The organism is Yersinia sp. 2540 StPb PI, assembly GCF_052217165.1.
GTDB lineage: Bacteria > Pseudomonadota > Gammaproteobacteria > Enterobacterales > Enterobacteriaceae > Yersinia > Yersinia enterocolitica_E.
The window spans coordinates 3,284,084-3,302,921 of record NZ_JAZGQC010000001.1 but is presented as its reverse complement, the minus strand read 5'-3'; the positions used below and the strand labels follow the sequence as shown (position 1 = coordinate 3,302,921).

The following is an 18,838-nucleotide window of genomic DNA, read 5'->3' as shown; positions in this document are numbered from 1 at the left end:
CGATGATGGTGCGGATATATTAGAGCTTCCTTAATTTAATGCTTTACTAATGAAAATAAAAATTATTATTAACAGTGGTTAAACAAACCAACTTATTTGATTGATTAGTGGATTTGATGAATTAATGATTAGGGTGGCTATTGCAGGTTACTAAAAGCAATCGTCGCATCGTCCGTCACTTTAGGCGGCTAATCATGGAGGAAGTTACGATGAAAGATATGTTAAAAGGCTTACTGTTAGTTAGTGTTATGTCGCTATCTGCGGGTGCTATGGCTGAAGAATGTAATCCATCCAGCAAGTGGTGGCCGTATTGTAATGATCCTGCAACGGGGCCAGATGTTGGCACTCCTGAACATGGACACTGTCAAGCTAACGGCGGATGCACTAATAATTAAATAGTTGAAGATTCCCTATATTGGGAGTCACATTTTATGTGTTAAATATTATTATCAAACCGCCTACGGGCGGTTTTTTATTGGAGTAAACAAATGACCAAACCAGATTGGGAGGCCATCGAATTGGCGTACCGAGCTGGCTTGATGTCACTGCGTGAAATAACCTCACAACACAACACAACATCAGTGAAGGTGCTACCTGTACGTTTCCGGGTTCGGCAAGATATGCGCTAAGTACCCAGACAAAGCACGTGAGATTGTCACAAGTGCGTTTGAAGCCGTATCAACCGGTTGCTTTGCCGCGATAGAGGTCGCGCCGGTTACTTCTTCGATTACTGCCAGACGGCTGAGAAAGCTCAGTTGCAGGGCAAGAAATTATCCGCTCTTGATTGGAAGTTCTTTTTCTTCTCTTGGTGGAAGAATCCGCAGTATTCAATCGACCCGGTTGAGGCTTTACCTCAGCGCCTGGTTGATTACTTTGCAGAGATGGAAGCCAAACACGGCGTTCATTTGAACGAGCGCCAGAAGACCTGGAACTACGCCAAACAGTTCCGCTGGCTTTATATCAATAAACAAATCTGCAAATTACCTGACAACTCACATCTACCGGTTCATACGTTCTGGGATATCGGCGTGGGTGACTCTACGGCCATCTGGTTCGTACGTGAAATCGGTGAAGAGCTTCATATCATCGATTACTACGAGAATTCAGGCGAAGGATTGCGGCACTACATGAAGATTCTGAAAGACCGCGGCTAACCCAATGATTTCATCTCGCGCATTTTGGCGCGGATGCCCTCAATAATGTCTTTGTCAGCAAGGGTGTGAGCGGCTTATCGTTGGCCCATATATGGGCCTCAGCCATGGTGTCAGCCAACACTTGCGCGGAACGGGTGTAGTTTTCAACGGCAAATAGCGGATCATCAGAGCAGGAGCGGGAACCCAAGAGGCGATAGCCATCTTTACGCTGAAGTCAGAAATTTATGATAAAAGTGTCGGTGCGGCCGCAAAAAGTGCATTAGTGTGATAAGAGTTGGTTGTGCAGAAGTGCCTGGCCAGCCAAATAAACCTCGCTTCAGTGGGGTTTTGTCGTTTTTGAACTTGGATTGGTGGGCTGAATAATCTGAAAAGTAACCTTGCTGATGGTGTGCTTATAAATTGATGCTTAGAATTCGCTCTCTAACCGCCACTAGCTCAGCTGGATAGAGCCGATAACCATAGTTGTTGTAGGTGCGAGGTTCGAGACCTCGGTGGCGGGCCAAATTTCAGCCCTTAGCTTAACGGTAGGGGCTTTGCCATTTTGTGAGTCATGCCCACTATAAAGTTGGTCATGTTTACTGTTTGTTTATAATTACAATGTAAATTATACAGTGCTGTGATAGTTACCTTGGTGCAAGGATTGCATTATCATTGGTACGGTTACAGGGTCAGCTATCACAGCACCAAATTTAAAGCCTCAGCTAATCGCTGGGGCTTTGTCATTTCTAGAGCTTGATAATGGATAAAAATAACCCCTCGATATTCTGAGATTTCGTCAATGAAGTAGTTTCAGATAACTTGATTGATAATGCTGCATAAAAAAACACCACTTATAAGAATGAGTGTTAGGACGTTATCTGAAAAAACCTACTGGAGAATATGATCAAAGCAAATATCGGCGGCTAGTTTGAGATTTGTGTTGCAGGCATGTCTTGGGCACAAAAATTCTATGAAGCGGTCTTTAACACTAAATTAGAGAAACTGGGCGATGGTGAGACGGAGTATTTAATGTTTCCTTATAAAGAGGGGACTGAAGGGATTAGTGGAGCATTGGTAAAATGAAGAGTGTTACATCAAGGCCAGTGGCACGGTAATTTACCTGACATGTGATGATTGCTCGGTGGAAGAAGGTAGAGGAGGTGATTGTCCGGTTTCCAATACAAAAGGCCGCCACTAGCATCTGATTGCTTGTTGACATGATGTTTCGTGGCGGAAGCAAGACCGAATCCATAACCTTTTACAGGGTCTCATAGCTTGCTTACAGGTTGACAGACATGAAAGCGCTGTGGATTTGGCACTAAAATGATTGATCAAAAAGTGATCAGTTACAATTGATTTGAAATGACATGCATCACATAACGACAAGTTTGCTAGCTAACCCACTTATTTATATAACGAGGCTCACACAAGGTATGGGGAAGCAAGTAATATATGCAGAATACTTATTTTAACGTTGGTTTCTTAATGGCTGTTTGGGAGCATAGAAGGATTTCAACCTTATCTTCAGCGCTTCAAGCTGGGGGAGGTTAAATCAGAGGATCATCATTTAATAATCATCCTCAACGTCTTTAGCTGCCGAGCGAAGAATGAGCCAGACTATTACCGCGATGATCACAACAATACCGGCTATTATCAACGTTATCTTCAATTCCAAAATTGCCTTATTCAAAGTGTTATTAATACTCATCGCGGTTGAGTAACTAATAAAATAGCGTATGACGCTCGACATTGCTGGATTGAGCGCTTTCTCCGATCAATTAAGTTATGTGATAGCGCTGGCAGGGATGCTAGCAGATATTAAAAGCATAATCGATATGCTACATAGCAATTAGGAGTATTGCTTAGTGGCGATGGTGAGTGTCAAAATTAATGCACGAAAACAGTGCATATCATCAGTAGATAGCCATTCTGATTAAGTAGAAAGCTTTATTTTATAAATTATTTGCCATGATAGACAGCTTCAATATTGTAACCATCTGGATCAAGAACAAATGCAGCATAATAGTTTTCATGATAATGAGGACGGTAGCCAGGCTCTCCATTCGATATTGCACCAGCTTCCATGGCAGCATTATAGAATTGATTGACCTCATTTTTGCTTGCAGCACGGAAAGCGATATGGCTTCTTGGGGTATAAGGTTTACCTTCCATTACCCAAAAGTCACCGCCGGGATCATCCCCATTGGCTGAAATTTTCACACCAAAACCACAGGCATCACCAAGGTTTAGACGTATCTCGTAATTGAGAGGTGCAAGCGCTGCACTGTAAAAATCTTTACTTATTAATATATTAGTAACGTTAATCCCCGTATGGTCTATCACTCTTTATCCCTTCTATTAAATGCCAGCCATTAATCTCATTCGAGTATAACTCACACAGAACATCTTATAATTTGATGCTAATCTCAATCCTTATTAAGACATTGCATAACTTGCAGCCACGCTGTTTCTGTTTCTTTTCCCAGTTGTTGGAATACCTGTCGTAACAGTTGCATTTGTGTCTCTGTTAATTGAGATTCAAGCTTTTTACCGGCGGGGGAGAGAGATAACTGCCGCACTCTTTGATCATATTCGGCGGTGGTAACCGTGATTAGCTCCATTTTAACTAATTGTTTTAATGGTGCATTAAGCGCTTGTTTGCTGATTTTCAGAATTCCCAACAAGGCATTGATGGCGATATCAGGATTGTGTCCGACAAAGTACAGGATGCGGTGGTGAACCCGACCTAATCCTCGCTGAGCCAGTAATTTATCCGGTAGTTCAGTAAATGTCCGATAACCAAAATAGAACTGTTCGATGGCTTGATGCAGTCGTTGGTCTTCCTGTTGCGGGACGTTTTTGGAGGTTGCCATCGGATTTTTATCACAAATTAAAAAATAATTAGGTCAATACTATTGACGTAATCAGCCGTCCATTTTACTGTCCATAAAGGTCAAATATGTTGACCTTTATGGAAGGACTGCCATGAATAAGACTGTAGTGGATCAGAATAATCGATTTTCCTCACGGCTGCACGATCTTCACCCCTCGCCTATACGGGAAATACTCTCTGTTATTGAACGGCCTGGGATGATCTCATTTGCTGGCGGGTTGCCTGCGGTTGAAAGTTTCCCGCACTTGCACCTGGAAGGAATGCCGCAATCGATGTTGCAATACGGGGCCAGTGAAGGGGAAACGGAATTGCGCAGGCATATTACGCAGAATTTATGTAGGCGCGGTTTATCTTGCACTGAGGAGCAGGTCCTGATTATTTCAGGCTCGCAACAAGGAATTGATCTGGTCGCTAAATTATTTATTGATGCAGGAACACCTGTCGCTGTTGAGTCGCCCACTTATTTGGCAGCATTGCAGGTATTTCGGTTCTTCGGGGCACAGTTTGTGGCTTATGATTCGGCACAACCTGATATTGATAAACTCAAAACAGAAAAGCCCGCTTTTGCCTACAGCATCCCAACTTTTCAGAATCCAAGTGGTCACTGTCTTGATAGTACACAGCGGGCCACATTAGCAAAGGCGTGTGATGACCTTATGTTGCCGCTGTTTGAAGATGATCCCTATCATGACCTGGTCTATGATCCGTGTGAGCGAAAGCCGGTATGTGCCTTATTACAGCACGCACCGTGGATTTATCAGGGGTCCTTTTCTAAAAGTTTATCCCCGGCATTGCGGTTAGGCTATCTGGTTGCTTCGTCAGAGTTAATTCCTTATCTGACACGGCTAAAGCAGGCGGCTGATCTACACAGTAGCCGAATCAGCCAATGGCTGGTATTGCAACAGCTACGTGCCGCCAATCATGCTGAACATATGGACCAACTGGCCACATATTATAAGAGTCGTCGTGATGCATTTGAGATCTCTTTACAACGCCATTTTGGTTCTCTTGCCACTTGGGAGAAACCTGCCGGTGGGTTATTCTTCTGGCTCACACTTAATCATTGTATTGATACTCGTAAACTATTGCCTAAAGCACTCGAAAAAAATATTGCATTTATGCCGGGCGAATCGTTCCTGCCATATCCGTCAGAGGGCTGTGGCCAGTTACGACTTAACTTCAGTCATGCAACAGAAGAACAAGCTGATATTGGTTTACAGACATTAGCTGCTTTGGTGAGAGAAGATTGTTAATATTCTAAAATAGCTTACAAATAGAGTGGCGAGAGCCGCAATAATAGAGAGAATTAATTAATAGGCGGGAGTCTTTCCCGCCAATACATTTTTGTTATTAAATATGGCTTATGAGAAAGGATGTTCTTTCTTTAGAATTTTATCAATTATATTTAATACGCCAGAGTCGTTATTTGATTCGGCCTGATACTTTGCTACATTCTTAATGTTGTCTGGCGCATTTGCCATGGCATAACCAAAGCCGGCGTACTGTAACATTTCAATATCATTGCCACCATCGCCAAAAGTGACGACTTGTTGATCAGTTACATCCCACATTTTTTGGAGTAGTTTAATGCCATTGGCTTTATGAAGGCCGGGTATTATAAGGTCTACAGAACCATGTCCACTTGATACCGGGGTCACTATATCTGCGAGTTCTCGCTCGATAAATTTCATAAAATCTACCAGTTTCTCATTGGGTAAACTTATCGCAAATTTGAATGCAGACTCTGTTACTTGATCGAAGTTATCGATAATTTTAAGGCGATGGTAGTATTTACTCATTGTAGTGTAGAAATAATTATCTGAAGAACTCAACATGTAAGCGCCATTTTTGCCACAAACAATGACATCAAGATAGGGTATTGGTAGTAATGTTTTTAGCACTTTATTACAATCTTCATCAGAGATTGAACCGCAGAAAATTTCAGTATTCTTGTTACTGACATAAGCCCCATTTTCAGCAACAAAAGCGATTTCATTGGCAATCTCAGGGAAGAATGAAATTAGCTGATAATATTGATTACCACTGGCAACAACAAATTTTATTCCATTTTCTTTTAGTTGTGAATATTGTGTACTAAACCGTTCCCTATCAAAACTCATCTGATCATTGAGAAAGGTTCCATCCATATCAACAGCAATGATTTTAATGCTCATACAATTTCCCTCTTTAACATTTTAATATCTTGGTTTGATAGAGAATATCTCGGCATAGTATACCTAAAAAAAAGCTAGCATAATTTTGCTAGCAGGTAAAATTACCATACTCAGTCACACTTTTATCTTCAAAAAACAGGTTGACCCACTATCCACCGGCTTTATTTATGGGTAGAGAAATGTTTAGTCACTGGAATATTTCAGTTTGAATGCCCCAACTGCTATGACAATAAATGTCACAGCAACCACTGTGAATGCAGTGTAGAGGTCAGTTATATGTGCAATAAAACCGATCAGTGCCGGCCCCCCTAAAATACCGAAATAACCCAGCGTTGCGACCATGGCTACCGACATGTTCACGGGCATTACACTTTCCTGGCCAGCCAGCGTGATAAGTACCGGAACAATATTAGCTGCACCTATTCCTACCAATGCAAAGCCAAATAACGTAAATTTCCAGTCAGGTATTATGACGGCAATGGCATAGCCGGTCATGGCGATGATACTGCTAAAAACCAGTACATGCTTACGCCCCAAAATACTGACAACTTTATCACCAGTGAAACGCATTACAGACATGGTGCCACCGAAAATAGCAAACCCCCAACCGGCATGTGCTATGTCAAGGCCACGGTCATTAGTTAGAAATACGCCACTCCAATCTAATACTGCACCTTCCGCCATAAAACAAATCATGCACATAAGTGCCATTAATATGAGCCTGAAGTTTGGGCGTGGTTTTATTTTTGGCTGTTGATTAGGTTCCTTATGATCGCCAAAAGGGATTAATTCCTTGAAAACGACTGAGGTAATTATAGCCATTATCACGACGGCAATCAGCGTTACGGGGAGGGGCATTAAGCCAAGAGTAAATAATATTGCACCGCCGCCAGCACCCGCAATTGAACCAATGCTGAATAAACAGTGGAAACCTGACATCAGTGGTTTATCCGAGGATTGTTCAACCAGAGAGCCTTGGACATTAACCGCAACGTCTACTAAACCAATGCCTGCGCCAAAAAAGAACAGACATAGTGCCATCAAAGGGAACTGATCAATAATTGCCAATGTGGGCAGGAAAACAGCGCTAACCACGATACCTAATAGTATTATGCTTCTACAGCCGAAGCGGCCAATCAGTTTGCCAGAGAATAGCATTGCCAGTAGGGAGCCTGTTCCCAAGCAAAGTAATAACATCCCCAAAGAGCCTGCATCAAAATGAAGTCTATTCTGTGCATAGGGCACCAACGATGCCCAAAGGCCCATAGCAAATCCAGCGACAAAGAAGATAGAGCGCGTAGATGTGCGTGTAGCCGGTGTATCCAGAGGGTAGTCGACGACATAGCTAGACATTTAAGCACCTTTCTCTGGCAAGTGGCAGCGAGCAAGTAATAAGTATAAGCCACTTTATAAAAGACTTGTATTAAGTTGTGAAATATACAGTGGGTACCTGGCTTGTCAAGAACATTTTTGCCTATCAAGGTGGTTTACCGACTAGAGAAAAGGGCATACGGCGGTTAGGATAGCCTGAAGGTGGGAGAGGGGACTCTGGAAAAATTTTCTCATCATAGATACCGCTGAATACTAGATCTCAAATACTCGAAAATTATTATAGGCATCAAGAGTGTATTCTGATATTCCATTGTGATAATCGTATTTAATGTTGTCGCGATAGACAAAATGGGGTATGTGTTTGCAATCAAATTTTTTGAGTAATTGAGCAGATAATTCTGCAATACAATTTTGACTGATATGCTCTCCTGAGATGGCTATGGTTACAGGGTTAATCATGGCGATCAACGATGAAGTAATATAAATAAGTCGTTGTTGCACCAGTTCATGGTGAGAATTTATATTAGTCCCTAGATTGTCATAAAATGGCAGTTTCGACACTTCACCTGCAAATTGACTTGCACCACGTAGCATTTTACCTGAAATAACAATGCCACAGCCGGCACAATGTCTTGGTGGCATAAAAATATAGGCGATAGGTTCATTTATATTACGGCAGTGATTACGATAAAAACCAAATGCGGTATAATTCATGTCATTCCCCACCTGAACAAAAATACCGAATCGGTTACTTAATAATTCAGTGATTGCCAATCCCTCCAGGCGGGTAATATCGCAAGTAAGTATTTTCCCATCCACAATAACACCGGGCAATCCTAGCCCTATTGCTTTGATATTATTGTATTTATCTGAAAATTCTTGAATTTGCGCGAGCAACATATCTTCAGTTAAATCAGAATATATTTTATCGTACTCAACAATGATTTTGCCATCTGCAGACCTTAGGGATGACGATATAACGCCGAAGGTATCGCTCCCTTCAATATAAATACTTAATATGCTAAAGTAATTTGAGTTATATATATAGCGCTTTGCTGGCCGGCCACCACGTGATTCATCAATGGATTCTTCAATGATTTCGCCCTTTGAACATAATTCATTCAAAATGGTGCCACATGTTGCCAAGCTTAATCCAGTTTGAGCAGATATATCTCCTTTGGTTGCGGATGACAGCGATTTTAATGTGCTTGCAACCAACATGATATTTTTTTGTTTCATCTGCCGGGTGGTATTAAGCGGTACAGTGGTCATTTTATTCACCAATGATTTAATTGAAATGAATATAACATGTTCGTATTTATGAAGAAATAATTATCATGGCATTTATCCATATGGTTGTGGTGATTAAACTTTGCTATAACTGAGTACCGTTGTCGAGCTATAACCACCCGTGGTATTTTCTGTTTTCGTGACTCTCGCGTTTCACGATATTGATGCTTTAGAGGCTGCCTTGTAAAGGGACTATTTGATGGAATCGTTACTGACGGATCGTTTGCTATTAATACCTTTACCCCTACAGGATGCTGACCAGATACAGCTAAAATTTCCGGTATGGGAAGTGGTGAAGTATTTAGATGCTTCTGCCGTAACTTCATGAATAAAATCTGTGGTTGGGCGACAAACTCACGTTGATATCGTTTAACATGGCATATATACCGCACAAAGGAGGAGTACAACAATGGAAAATCGCATCACTTTAGCGCGTGTTTACGATGTTCAGCCGCCATATCAAGCCAATACTTTTCTGACTGATCGGCTGTGGCCGCGAGGCATTAGCAAAACCCGCCTGTTAGGGGTGGTATGGTTAAAAGAAGTGGCACCGGAAAATGCATTACGAAAATGGTTTCATCAATGTTTAGATTGGCCAGAGTTTGTGGTGCGTTATCAGGCCCAGCTTGATAGCTCAACGGCCTGGCAACCTTTACTGGACGTACTGAAACAACAGCCAATTACGTTGCTGTATGGCAGTCGCGACACGCAACAGAATCAGGCGGTAGTGTTACGTGATTTTCTGCTTAGCAAGCTATAGTATTTTCTCTTGTAATACCCATACTGCGGCTTCAACCCGCGATTTCAGCTTCATTTTTTTCAACAGATGTTTGACATGAACTTTAACGGTGCTCTCTGCAATCAGCAATTTCCGGGCAATGGTTTTATTCGGTAACCCTTTAGCGATCAGCTTCAATATGTCGCGTTCACGTGGGGTGAGGGTGTTAATATCGCGCTCATTATCAGACCTATTCTCGCGGAGGTTGATTGCCAGTATCGACATCAATGCGTCGCTGAGAACCATTTGTCCTGCTGCTGCATCATACAGTGAGACCAGCAAATCTTCAGGGTCCATATCTTTTAGCAGATAACCATCGGCCCCGCGTTTTAAGGCACTGATGACATCATCCTGATGGTCAGAAACGGTAAACACCACAATTCGCCCGGATAGTGGCTGCTGACGCAATCTATCCAGTGTTTCCAATCCATTCATGCCCGGCATGTTTAAATCCAGCATGATCAAATCAGGATCAAGATTGGTGGCGAGAATAATACCTTGAGCACCGTTGCTGGCCTCACCTGCGATGGATAACCCAGGTGCCATGCTAATTAATTGCTTAATACCGTGCCTTAGCATCGGGTGGTCATCAATCAACAGGATGGTCGCGGCGTCTTGTTCACTCATGAATAGTTCCTGTAGCTGAGAGGGTAAATACCTCGAACGGAAGGGTTGATCGATATTCTTCCTCATCCTTGACTATTACCCCATAACCAATAGGGAGTACCCCCTAATAGTCAGCGGGTGTATTACTCGGTTTCAAGAAAACATTCACATCGGCAACTAAATGAAAAGAGGCTATTTTTTGCCAGAAAACCCACTACCCACAAATGATGTATGGGTATTGTTAGCTAAAAGTTAACTTCACATCCTCTTGATGTAAATCAACTTTGAAATAGCCTCTGGTGCCTAGGGTGACGTATTACTTCCCGTTTGTGGTCACCCTGACTGAGGTTTTTATGTCGCACTCTCCGACACCATTAACTAACTCATCATCTTCCGCTATCCCGGCAAAATTAGCCGGTGGCCAATCAATACCGCAGTGGTACCCGGAAGATCCACAGTTCTGGCAACAGGTAGGGCATAGTGTCGCCCGGCGAAATTTGTGGATTTCAGTACCGGCATTGTTACTGAGTTTCTGTGTCTGGATGCTGTTTAGTGCGGTTGCAGTGAATCTGAATAAAGTGGGCTTTAACTTTACCACCGATCAACTGTTCATGCTGACAGCATTACCCTCAGTATCGGGGGCACTGTTACGTGTTCCATACTCGTTTGTCATACCGGTCTTTGGTGGTCGTCGCTGGACGGCTATTAGCACACTGTTTCTGGTTATCCCCTGCCTCTGGTTAGGTATCGCGGTACAGGACAGCACCACCCAGTATGGAACATTTGTATTGATTTCATTGTTGTGTGGTTTTGCCGGTGCGAACTTTGCCTCCAGCATGGCTAATATCAGTTTCTTCTTCCCAAAAGCCAGGCAGGGGGGCGCGCTGGGCCTTAATGGGGGATTGGGGAATCTTGGCGTCAGTGTGATGCAACTTATCGCCCCTATGGCTATTTCGGTTGGAGTGTTCAGTGCCTTTATGGGCAGTGGCTATCCACAAGCGGATGGTAGCCAGCTCTGGTTACAAAACGCAGCCTATATCTGGATCCCCTTTTTGCTGATATTCAGTGTGGCGGCCTGGTTTGGTATGAATGACTTGTCTGCTGCAAAAGCGTCGATTATCCAGCAATTACCGGTCCTGAAACGTGGTCATTTGTGGATTTTGGCGGTGTTATATCTGGCAACTTTTGGTTCATTTATTGGTTTCTCAGCCGGATTTGCCATGTTGGCAAAAACACAATTTCCTGATGTTGTCATCCTGCATTACGCTTTCTTCGGCCCGCTATTGGGCGCACTGGCTCGTCCAATGGGCGGTGCGCTCTCTGATCGCTTTGGCGGCATTCGCGTCACCTTCGTCAATTTTATTCTGATGGCAATATTTGCGGCATTACTCTTCCTCACCTTACCGGGTACCCATGTTAACGGCTCCTTCTTTGCCTTTTTTGGCGTATTCATGCTGCTGTTTCTGACGGCGGGACTGGGCAGTGGATCAACGTTTCAGATGATTGCGGTGATCTTTCGCAAGTTAACTGTCGATCGGGTGACCCTCGCTGGTGGTAGTGATGAACAAGCACAGCACGATGCCGTCAGAGAATCGGCGGCGGCACTGGGTTTCATCTCAGCCATTGGCGCTATCGGCGGTTTCTTTATTCCTAAATCCTTTGGTACGTCGCTGGCCCTGACCGGTTCACCGGCCGGCGCGATGAAGCTATTCGTGGTTTTTTATGTGGTTTGCGTATTGATCACCTGGTTTGTCTACGGGCGCAAGCTTAACGCGGGTATGGCGACCAAAAAACCACGTTGACCGGTACGGTCCAATAAATAAGCAACATTGAGCAATGTTAATCCACTTATAAAAATAAATAGGGCCGTTATGTCCCCAATCAGGAGGTCTCCCGATGAGCAAATTTCTTGACCGATTTCGTTATTTTAAACAACTTGCTGAGCCTTTTGCACAAGGCCATGGCCAGACACTGGACACCAATCGTGATTGGGAAGATGGCTATCGTAGCCGCTGGCAGCATGACAAAGTGGTACGTTCAACTCATGGTGTGAATTGTACGGGTTCATGTAGCTGGAAGATTTATGTCAAAAATGGGTTGGTCACTTGGGAAACCCAGCAAACTGACTACCCGCGTACCCGCCCGGATTTACCTAATCATGAACCCCGTGGTTGCCCACGTGGGGCCAGCTATTCCTGGTATTTGTACAGTGCTAATCGGCTGAAGTACCCGATGATGCGCAAGAATCTGTTGCAATTGTGGCGTGCTGCCAAAGTGCTGCACAGTGATCCGGTGGATGCATGGGCTTCAATTGTTGGCGACAGCGTACAATCAAAGGATTATAAGCAAGCTCGTGGCCGGGGCGGCTTTGTCCGTTCGACCTGGCAGGAAGTGAATGAACTGATTGCCGCCGCTAACGTCTATACCGCCAAACAGTATGGGCCGGATCGGATTATCGGTTTTTCACCGATTCCAGCGATGTCGATGGTTTCCTACGCGGCGGGCGCGCGCTATCTTTCATTGATCGGCGGTGTTTGCCTCAGTTTCTATGACTGGTATTGCGATTTGCCTCCGGCATCACCGATGACCTGGGGTGAGCAAACTGACGTGCCAGAATCCGCTGACTGGTACAACTCATCCTATATTATTGCCTGGGGTTCCAATGTTCCGCAGACCCGCACACCCGATGCCCACTTCTTTACCGAAGTCCGTTACAAAGGGACCAAGACTGTTGCGGTGACGCCGGATTATGCAGAGGTTGCTAAACTGTGTGACCAATGGCTGAATCCGAAACAAGGAACAGACAGTGCCATGGCGATGGCAATGGGGCATGTGATCCTCAATGAATTCCATCTACAACGACAAAGCAGCTACTTTGTTGAATACATGCGTCAGTACACTGACATGCCGATGCTGGTATTACTTGAACCTCGTCATAGCGGCGATTATGCCGCCGGGCGGTTACTGCGCGCCGCCGATCTGGTGGATAATCTGGGAGAGGAGAATAACCCGGAATGGAAGACCATTGCCATTGACGGTAACAGCGGGCAGTTGGTAGCGCCGCAAGGGTCTATCGGTTATCGCTGGGGTGAAAAGGGTAAATGGAACCTTGAGCAGCGCGAGGGCAAAACGCAGCAGGAAGTCTCATTACAACTCAGTTTATTGGGTCAACATGATGCTATTGTTAATGTCGGATTCCCCTACTTTGGTGGCGAAATCAGTGAGAATTTTCAAAGTGTTGCGCTAGAGGAAATACTGCAACACAAGTTGCCGGTAAAACGGTTGCCATTAGCCGATGGCAGTGAAGCACTGGTGACCAGTGTTTATGACCTGATGATGGCAAATTATGGCCTGGATCGGGGGTTGGCTGATGACAACTGCGCCAGCAGTTATGACGATATAAAAGCTTACACCCCTGCCTGGGCTGAAAAAATTACTGGCGTTGCACGTCAGGATATTATCCGTATTGCGCGTGAATTTGCGGATAATGCCGAGAAAACCCATGGCCGTTCGATGATTATCGTCGGGGCCGGTATTAATCACTGGTATCACATGGATATGACCTACCGTGCACTGATTAATATGCTGATTTTCTGCGGCTGTGTCGGGCAAAGTGGCGGCGGTTGGGCGCACTATGTGGGGCAGGAAAAACTGCGACCACAAACCGGCTGGTTACCTTTGGCATTTGGCCTCGATTGGCAACGTCCACCGCGCCATATGAACAGTACGTCATTTTTCTATAATCACTCCAGTCAGTGGCGTTATGAGACCGTCAGCACCACCCAATTACTCTCTCCCTTGGCCGACAGTTCGCGCTTTAGCCCAAGTCTGATTGACCTTAATGTGCGCGCCGAACGTATGGGGTGGTTGCCTTCGGCCCCGCAGCTGAATTGCAATCCATTAACCCTTGCCGCCAGCGCACAACAAGCCGGTCAAACACCGGTAGAATATACCGTCGATAGCCTTAAAAACGGGTCTCTGAGGTTTGCCGCTGAACAGCCAGATGATCCACAAAACTTTCCGCGAAACTTGTTTGTCTGGCGTTCCAACCTACTGGGTTCTTCCGGCAAAGGGCATGAATATATGCTCAAGTATTTGTTGGGTACGGAAAATGGTATTCAGGGTAAAGATTTGGGCCAGCAAGGTGGGGTGATGCCGGAAGAGGTTGAATGGCAGGAACAGGGAGGCGAAGGCAAGCTGGATTTAGTCGTGACATTGGATTTCCGCATGTCTAGTACGTGTCTCTATTCAGACATCATTTTACCCACCGCAACCTGGTACGAAAAAGACGACATGAATACCTCGGATATGCATCCGTTTATTCACCCGCTGTCTGCGGCGGTGGATCCTGCCTGGGAGTCTAAAAGCGACTGGGATATCTACAAAGATATTGCCGAAACCTTCTCTCGAGTTTGCGTCGGCCATTTAGGTCAGGAAACCGATGTAGTGACCTTACCCATCCAACATGATTCGCCAGCCGAACTGGCACAGCCATATGGTGTAAAGGACTGGAAAAAAGGTGAATGTGAACTGATACCAGGCCAAACCGCGCCGCACATTGTGGTGGTCGAGCGCGATTACCCAGCAACCTATGCTCGCTTTACTGCCTTGGGTCCCCTATTGGATAAATTAGGTAATGGCGGCAAAGGGATTAACTGGAATACCCAGACTGAAATTGATTTCCTCAAAAAACTTAACCATACCCAGCCTGACGGCCCTGCCGCCGGACGACCAAGAATTGATACTGCTATTGATGCCGCAGAGGTAATTTTATCCTTGGCCCCTGAAACCAACGGTCAGGTGGCGGTAAAAGCTTGGCAGGCTTTGGAACAACTTACCGGTCGCCAACATGCTCACTTAGCTCTGAATAAAGAAGATGAAAAAATTCGTTTTCGCGATATTCAGGCGCAACCACGCAAAATCATTTCCAGTCCAATCTGGTCCGGCTTGGAAGATGAGCATGTTTCCTATAATGCTTGTTACACCAACGTTCATGAGTTGATCCCGTGGCGCACCCTTTCAGGCCGGCAACAACTTTATCAGGATCATGAATGGATGCGTGCTTTTGGTGAGAGTTTGCTGTGCTATCGCCCGCCAATAGATACCCGTGCCGCCCAACCTTTGCTTAATAAGAAGCCGAACGGTAACCCAGAGAAAGCACTTAACTTCCTGACCCCCCATCAGAAGTGGGGCATTCACTCAACCTACAGTGACAACCTGTTGATGCTGACACTGTCGAGAGGGGGGCCTATCGTTTGGCTGAGTGAAGATGATGCCAAAGATCTGCTGATAGAAGATAACGACTGGATTGAGGCGTTTAACAGTAATGGCGCATTAACTGCTCGTGCCGTCGTTAGCCAGCGAATTCCGTCAGGCATGACCATGATGTACCACGCACAGGAGCGCATTATTAATATCCCCGGTTCTGAAATTACCGGCCAACGTGGCGGTATTCATAACTCAGTCACCCGTATCAGTCCAAAACCAACCCATATGATTGGCGGATATGCGCAATTAGCCTACGGCTTTAACTACTACGGCACGGTAGGGTCCAATCGCGATGAGTTCGTGGTGGTGCGCAAGATGAATAAGATTGATTGGCTGGATGACGAACAGCAAAACCAGAGCAAAACCGGGGGCAAACTATGAAAATCCGTTCACAAGTCGGCATGGTTCTGAATCTGGACAAATGCATTGGCTGCCATACCTGTTCAGTAACCTGCAAAAATGTTTGGACCAGCCGCGAGGGTATGGAATATGCCTGGTTTAACAACGTTGAAAGCAAACCGGGGCTGGGTTATCCGCACGATTGGGAGAATCAGGATAAATGGAAGGGGGGCTGGATCCGCAAGATTAATGGCAAACTGACTCCCCGTATGGGGAGCCGAGTTGGGGTCCTCGCTAAGATATTTGCTAACCCTGATGTACCAGCATTAGATGATTATTACGAACCCTTCGATTTTGATTACCAGCACTTGCACAACGCACCGGCTGGAAAACATCAGCCGGTGGCTCGCCCACGTTCGCTGATTACCGGTCAACGAATGGAGAAAATCGAGAACGGCCCTAACTGGGAAGAGATCCTGGGCGGTGAGTTTTCTAAGCGATCTAAAGACCAGAACTTCGCCCATATTCAGAAAGAGATGTATGGGCAATTTGAACATACCTTCATGATGTATTTGCCACGTTTATGTGAACACTGCCTTAACCCCGCCTGTGTCGCAACTTGCCCCAGTGGGGCAATTTATAAACGGGCTGAAGACGGTATTGTGCTGATTGATCAGGATAAATGCCGGGGCTGGCGTATGTGTCTGACCGGTTGCCCGTATAAAAAAATCTATTTCAACTGGAAAAGCGGCAAGTCGGAGAAGTGTATTTTCTGCTATCCACGCATTGAGTCCGGTGAACCGACCGTTTGTTCAGAAACCTGTGTGGGGCGCATTCGTTATCTGGGGGTATTACTGTATGACGCGGATGGCATTGAACAAGCCGCTGCTACTACTGATGAGAAAAACCTCTACCAACGGCAAATGGATATTTTCCTCGATCCCCATGATCCGCTGGTGATTGCCGAAGCGCAGAAACAGGGTATTCCCTTAAGTGTCATTGAGGCCGCCCAACGCTCCCCGGTTTACAAAATGGCAGTGGAATGGAAATTGGCACTGCCGTTGCACCCCGAATACCGGACCTTGCCGATGGTATGGTATGTCCCGCCGTTGTCACCGATTCAGTCCGCGGCAGACTCTGGCGCGCTGCCCCACAGCGGCGTGCTACCAGATGTGGAAAGCCTGCGTATCCCGGTTCAGTATTTAGCCAACTTACTGACTGCCGGTGATACTCAACCGGTATTAATGGCACTGAAACGGATGCTGGCAATGCGCCACTATAAACGGGCTGAAACCGTTGAGGGTAAAACTGATCTCAGTGCACTGGAGGCGGTGGGGCTAACAGAGGCGCAAGCGCAAGAGATGTACCGCTATCTGGCGATTGCTAATTATGAAGATCGCTTTGTCATTCCATCCAGCCACCGTGAAATAGCCCGCGACGCTTTCCCGGAAAGTAAGGGGTGCGGCTTCAGTTTCGGCGATGGTTGCCATGGCAGTGACAGCCGTTTCAATTTGTTCAATAGCCGCCGCATTGATGCCGTTGATGTCACACGTAAGACTGACCAGGGGGGCCACTCATGATTAGTTTGAGAATCATTTCACGCTTGCTGGAATACCCAGATATTGATCTGTGGCAAAACCGGCAAGAAGTTGTTGAGGCGCTCGACAACGCCGACGAACTCACGACGGAACAGGTTCATCGGCTCAGGCAATTTATCAATACATTATGTCAGAGCGAATTGCTTGAGTGTCAGGCTAGCTATTGCGGCTTATTTGACCGGGGGCGAGCCACCTCATTGTTGCTATTTGAACATGTGCATGGTGAGTCGCGCGATCGTGGTCAGGCCATGGTGGACCTCATGGCACAGTATCAACGTGCGGGGTTAGTGCTTGACTGTAAAGAGTTGCCTGATTTCCTGCCACTTTATCTTGAGTATCTGGCTAACCAGCCCGTGCAGGATATCACCTTGGGTTTGCAGGATATTGCACCCATTTTGGCGCTGCTGGGGGCACGTTTACATCAGCGGGATAGCGACTATGCCCAGTTGTTTGATCTGCTGTTAGTGCTGTCTGGCAGTGCTATCCGCAGTGAAAATCTGGGCGATAAAGTGGCGGGTGAAAGCCGGGATGACACCGCCAAAGCACTGGATGCGGTATGGGAAGAGGAGCAAGTGAAATTCCTCGGCACGCAGGGGTGTGCATCAGCTCAGCAGGGGATGCCCCCCAAACACCTTGCCGATGCCGTACTACCACAATATCTCAGTATTCAGTCCGCCTCAGAGGGCAAAAAAGTCGTTCAGTCCCATGTGGCGACGGACCGTAAAGGAGCCATCTTATGAGCTTTTTGAATAAATTCTTTTTTGATATTTATCCTTACATGGCAATGGTGATTTTCTTTGTGGGTAGTTGGTTGCGTTACGACTATGGGCAATATAGCTGGCGAGCAGGCTCCAGTCAGATGTTAGATAAGAAAGGTGTATGGCTGGCATCTAACTTATTCCACATCGGTATTCTGGGGATATTCTTCGGCCATGTGTTGGGTATGCTGACGCCACATTGGATGTATGAATCGTTCTTACCGATAGAGATAAAACAAAAAATGGCGATGATTGCTGGCGGTGCCTGCGGTCTGATGATGTTAGTCGGTGGTGTCATGCTGCTACACCGCCGCTTGACTAACTCGAGGATCAGAGCAACCAGTACCCGGGTAGATATCCTGATTCTGATATTGCTGGTGGTACAAGTTAGCTTGGGGCTACTGAGTATTCCGTTTTCTGCTCAACATATGGATGGTAGCGAGATGATGAAATTGGTCGGTTGGGCGCAGTCAATTGCGACTTTCCGCACCGGAGCATCGGCCTATCTGACAGATGTAGCCTTGATTTTCAAGTTGCATATTGTCTTGGGATTGACCCTTTTTGTTTTATTCCCATTCTCACGCTTGGTACATATCTGGAGCGTACCCATCGAATATTTAACGCGCCGTTATCAACTGGTGCGTAACCGCCACTAAGCGTGTCGATTCA

General features: G+C 45.7%; 16 protein-coding genes, 1 tRNA gene and 2 pseudogenes. 12 read left to right on the top strand and 7 right to left on the bottom strand.

What is annotated here, in order from left to right:
* Positions 1-209: 209 nt before the first annotated feature.
* The 3 genes and pseudogenes from V1956_RS15075 to V1956_RS15065 all read left to right on the top strand — a co-directional run.
* Entirely contained in the window at positions 210-395 is a 186-nt protein-coding gene (locus tag V1956_RS15075) for a hypothetical protein (RefSeq protein ID WP_372558812.1), read from the top strand.
* 93 nt (positions 396-488) lie between these two features.
* Positions 489-629 (top strand): hypothetical protein, encoded by a 141-nt coding sequence (locus V1956_RS15070; protein ID WP_420075480.1) that lies wholly within the window; start codon positions 489-491, stop codon positions 627-629.
* Positions 592-1,151: pseudogene (locus tag V1956_RS15065) on the top strand (terminase); the annotation flags it as partial. The gene V1956_RS15070 and the pseudogene V1956_RS15065, both read left to right, overlap by 38 nt.
* A 2-nt stretch (positions 1,152-1,153) precedes the next feature.
* Here V1956_RS15065 and V1956_RS15060 read toward each other — a convergent pair.
* Positions 1,154-1,368: pseudogene (locus V1956_RS15060) on the bottom strand (phage tail sheath C-terminal domain-containing protein); the annotation flags it as partial.
* Between the two features lie 210 nt (positions 1,369-1,578).
* On the opposite strand from V1956_RS15060, the gene V1956_RS15055 reads away from it, so the two are divergent.
* Positions 1,579-1,656, top strand: a tRNA-OTHER gene (locus V1956_RS15055).
* A 1,436-nt stretch (positions 1,657-3,092) separates the two neighbouring features.
* On the opposite strand, the gene V1956_RS15050 is transcribed toward V1956_RS15055, so the two are convergent.
* Entirely contained in the window at positions 3,093-3,476 is a 384-nt protein-coding gene (locus V1956_RS15050) for a VOC family protein (RefSeq protein WP_372558813.1), read from the bottom strand.
* A gap of 83 nt (positions 3,477-3,559) precedes the next feature.
* Positions 3,560-4,006 (bottom strand): MarR family winged helix-turn-helix transcriptional regulator, encoded by a 447-nt coding sequence (locus tag V1956_RS15045; protein WP_083159106.1) that lies wholly within the window; start codon positions 4,004-4,006, stop codon positions 3,560-3,562.
* Positions 4,007-4,118: 112 nt separating this feature from the next.
* Here V1956_RS15045 and V1956_RS15040 point away from each other — a divergent pair, with 112 nt between their 5' ends.
* Positions 4,119-5,279, top strand: coding sequence for an aminotransferase-like domain-containing protein (locus V1956_RS15040; RefSeq protein ID WP_420075526.1), 1,161 nt, complete (start codon positions 4,119-4,121; stop codon positions 5,277-5,279).
* Positions 5,280-5,387: 108 nt separating this feature from the next.
* Here V1956_RS15040 and V1956_RS15035 read toward each other — a convergent pair whose 3' ends face one another.
* The 3 genes from V1956_RS15035 to V1956_RS15025 all read right to left on the bottom strand — a co-directional run bounded on the left by V1956_RS15035 (position 5,388) and on the right by V1956_RS15025 (position 8,804).
* Positions 5,388-6,200 carry a Cof-type HAD-IIB family hydrolase gene (locus V1956_RS15035; RefSeq protein ID WP_442825288.1) on the bottom strand — a complete coding sequence of 271 codons (813 nt, stop codon included), beginning with the start codon at positions 6,198-6,200 and terminating at the stop codon, positions 5,388-5,390.
* A 183-nt stretch (positions 6,201-6,383) separates the two neighbouring features.
* Complete coding sequence (locus tag V1956_RS15030) at positions 6,384-7,553, bottom strand: MFS transporter (protein WP_442825287.1); 1,170 nt, start codon at positions 7,551-7,553, stop codon at positions 6,384-6,386.
* Between the two features lie 231 nt (positions 7,554-7,784).
* Positions 7,785-8,804, bottom strand: a complete 1,020-nt coding sequence (locus V1956_RS15025; protein WP_420071852.1) for an ROK family protein — start codon at positions 8,802-8,804, stop codon at positions 7,785-7,787.
* Positions 8,805-9,021: 217 nt separating this feature from the next.
* Here V1956_RS15025 and V1956_RS15020 point away from each other — a divergent pair, with 217 nt between their 5' ends.
* Both V1956_RS15020 and V1956_RS15015 read left to right on the top strand, forming a co-directional pair.
* Positions 9,022-9,150: a hypothetical protein gene (locus V1956_RS15020; protein WP_420071853.1), complete on the top strand. Its 129-nt coding sequence runs from the start codon at positions 9,022-9,024 to the stop codon at positions 9,148-9,150.
* Positions 9,151-9,231: 81 nt separating this feature from the next.
* The gene (locus V1956_RS15015) at positions 9,232-9,582 is read left to right on the top strand and encodes a DUF488 domain-containing protein (protein WP_372558818.1); all 351 of its coding nucleotides are present in this window, start codon (positions 9,232-9,234) and stop codon (positions 9,580-9,582) included.
* Here the strand turns inward: V1956_RS15015 and narL are convergent.
* Complete coding sequence (gene narL, locus V1956_RS15010) at positions 9,577-10,227, bottom strand: two-component system response regulator NarL (protein WP_042569642.1); 651 nt, start codon at positions 10,225-10,227, stop codon at positions 9,577-9,579. The genes V1956_RS15015 and narL overlap by 6 nt on opposite strands.
* 332 nt (positions 10,228-10,559) lie before the next feature.
* Between narL and V1956_RS15005 the strand changes: the two genes are divergently transcribed.
* From V1956_RS15005 to narI, 5 genes are all read left to right on the top strand, one after another.
* Positions 10,560-12,008: a NarK family nitrate/nitrite MFS transporter gene (locus V1956_RS15005; protein ID WP_420071855.1), complete on the top strand. Its 1,449-nt coding sequence runs from the start codon at positions 10,560-10,562 to the stop codon at positions 12,006-12,008.
* A gap of 94 nt (positions 12,009-12,102) precedes the next feature.
* Entirely contained in the window at positions 12,103-15,855 is a 3,753-nt protein-coding gene (locus V1956_RS15000; protein ID WP_420075064.1) for a nitrate reductase subunit alpha, read from the top strand.
* The gene (gene narH, locus V1956_RS14995) at positions 15,852-17,393 is read left to right on the top strand and encodes a nitrate reductase subunit beta (protein ID WP_442825286.1); all 1,542 of its coding nucleotides are present in this window, start codon (positions 15,852-15,854) and stop codon (positions 17,391-17,393) included. Before V1956_RS15000 ends, narH begins: the two co-directional genes overlap by 4 nt.
* Complete coding sequence (narJ, locus tag V1956_RS14990; RefSeq protein WP_372558821.1) at positions 17,390-18,151, top strand: nitrate reductase molybdenum cofactor assembly chaperone; 762 nt, start codon at positions 17,390-17,392, stop codon at positions 18,149-18,151. The genes narH and narJ overlap by 4 nt, the downstream gene beginning before the upstream one ends.
* Positions 18,148-18,825 carry a respiratory nitrate reductase subunit gamma gene (narI, locus tag V1956_RS14985; RefSeq protein WP_372558822.1) on the top strand — a complete coding sequence of 226 codons (678 nt, stop codon included), beginning with the start codon at positions 18,148-18,150 and terminating at the stop codon, positions 18,823-18,825. Before narJ ends, narI begins: the two co-directional genes overlap by 4 nt.
* Positions 18,826-18,838: the final 13 nt, after the last annotated feature.

What these genes read in the sequence shown, in the direction of transcription:
- V1956_RS15075 (WP_372558812.1), top strand. Translation starts at nt 210, where the DNA reads ATGAAAGATATGTTAAAAGGCTTACTGTTAGTTAGTGTTATGTCGCTA.
- V1956_RS15070 (WP_420075480.1), top strand. Translation starts at nt 489, where the DNA reads ATGACCAAACCAGATTGGGAGGCCATCGAATTGGCGTACCGAGCTGGC.
- V1956_RS15045 (WP_083159106.1), bottom strand. Translation starts at nt 4,006, where the DNA reads ATGGCAACCTCCAAAAACGTCCCGCAACAGGAAGACCAACGACTGCAT.
- V1956_RS15040 (WP_420075526.1), top strand. Translation starts at nt 4,119, where the DNA reads ATGAATAAGACTGTAGTGGATCAGAATAATCGATTTTCCTCACGGCTG.
- V1956_RS15035 (WP_442825288.1), bottom strand. Translation starts at nt 6,200, where the DNA reads ATGAGCATTAAAATCATTGCTGTTGATATGGATGGAACCTTTCTCAAT.
- V1956_RS15030 (WP_442825287.1), bottom strand. Translation starts at nt 7,553, where the DNA reads ATGTCTAGCTATGTCGTCGACTACCCTCTGGATACACCGGCTACACGC.
- V1956_RS15025 (WP_420071852.1), bottom strand. Translation starts at nt 8,804, where the DNA reads ATGACCACTGTACCGCTTAATACCACCCGGCAGATGAAACAAAAAAAT.
- V1956_RS15020 (WP_420071853.1), top strand. Translation starts at nt 9,022, where the DNA reads ATGGAATCGTTACTGACGGATCGTTTGCTATTAATACCTTTACCCCTA.
- V1956_RS15015 (WP_372558818.1), top strand. Translation starts at nt 9,232, where the DNA reads ATGGAAAATCGCATCACTTTAGCGCGTGTTTACGATGTTCAGCCGCCA.
- narL (WP_042569642.1), bottom strand. Translation starts at nt 10,227, where the DNA reads ATGAGTGAACAAGACGCCGCGACCATCCTGTTGATTGATGACCACCCG.
- V1956_RS15005 (WP_420071855.1), top strand. Translation starts at nt 10,560, where the DNA reads ATGTCGCACTCTCCGACACCATTAACTAACTCATCATCTTCCGCTATC.
- V1956_RS15000 (WP_420075064.1), top strand. Translation starts at nt 12,103, where the DNA reads ATGAGCAAATTTCTTGACCGATTTCGTTATTTTAAACAACTTGCTGAG.
- narH (WP_442825286.1), top strand. Translation starts at nt 15,852, where the DNA reads ATGAAAATCCGTTCACAAGTCGGCATGGTTCTGAATCTGGACAAATGC.
- narJ (WP_372558821.1), top strand. Translation starts at nt 17,390, where the DNA reads ATGATTAGTTTGAGAATCATTTCACGCTTGCTGGAATACCCAGATATT.
- narI (WP_372558822.1), top strand. Translation starts at nt 18,148, where the DNA reads ATGAGCTTTTTGAATAAATTCTTTTTTGATATTTATCCTTACATGGCA.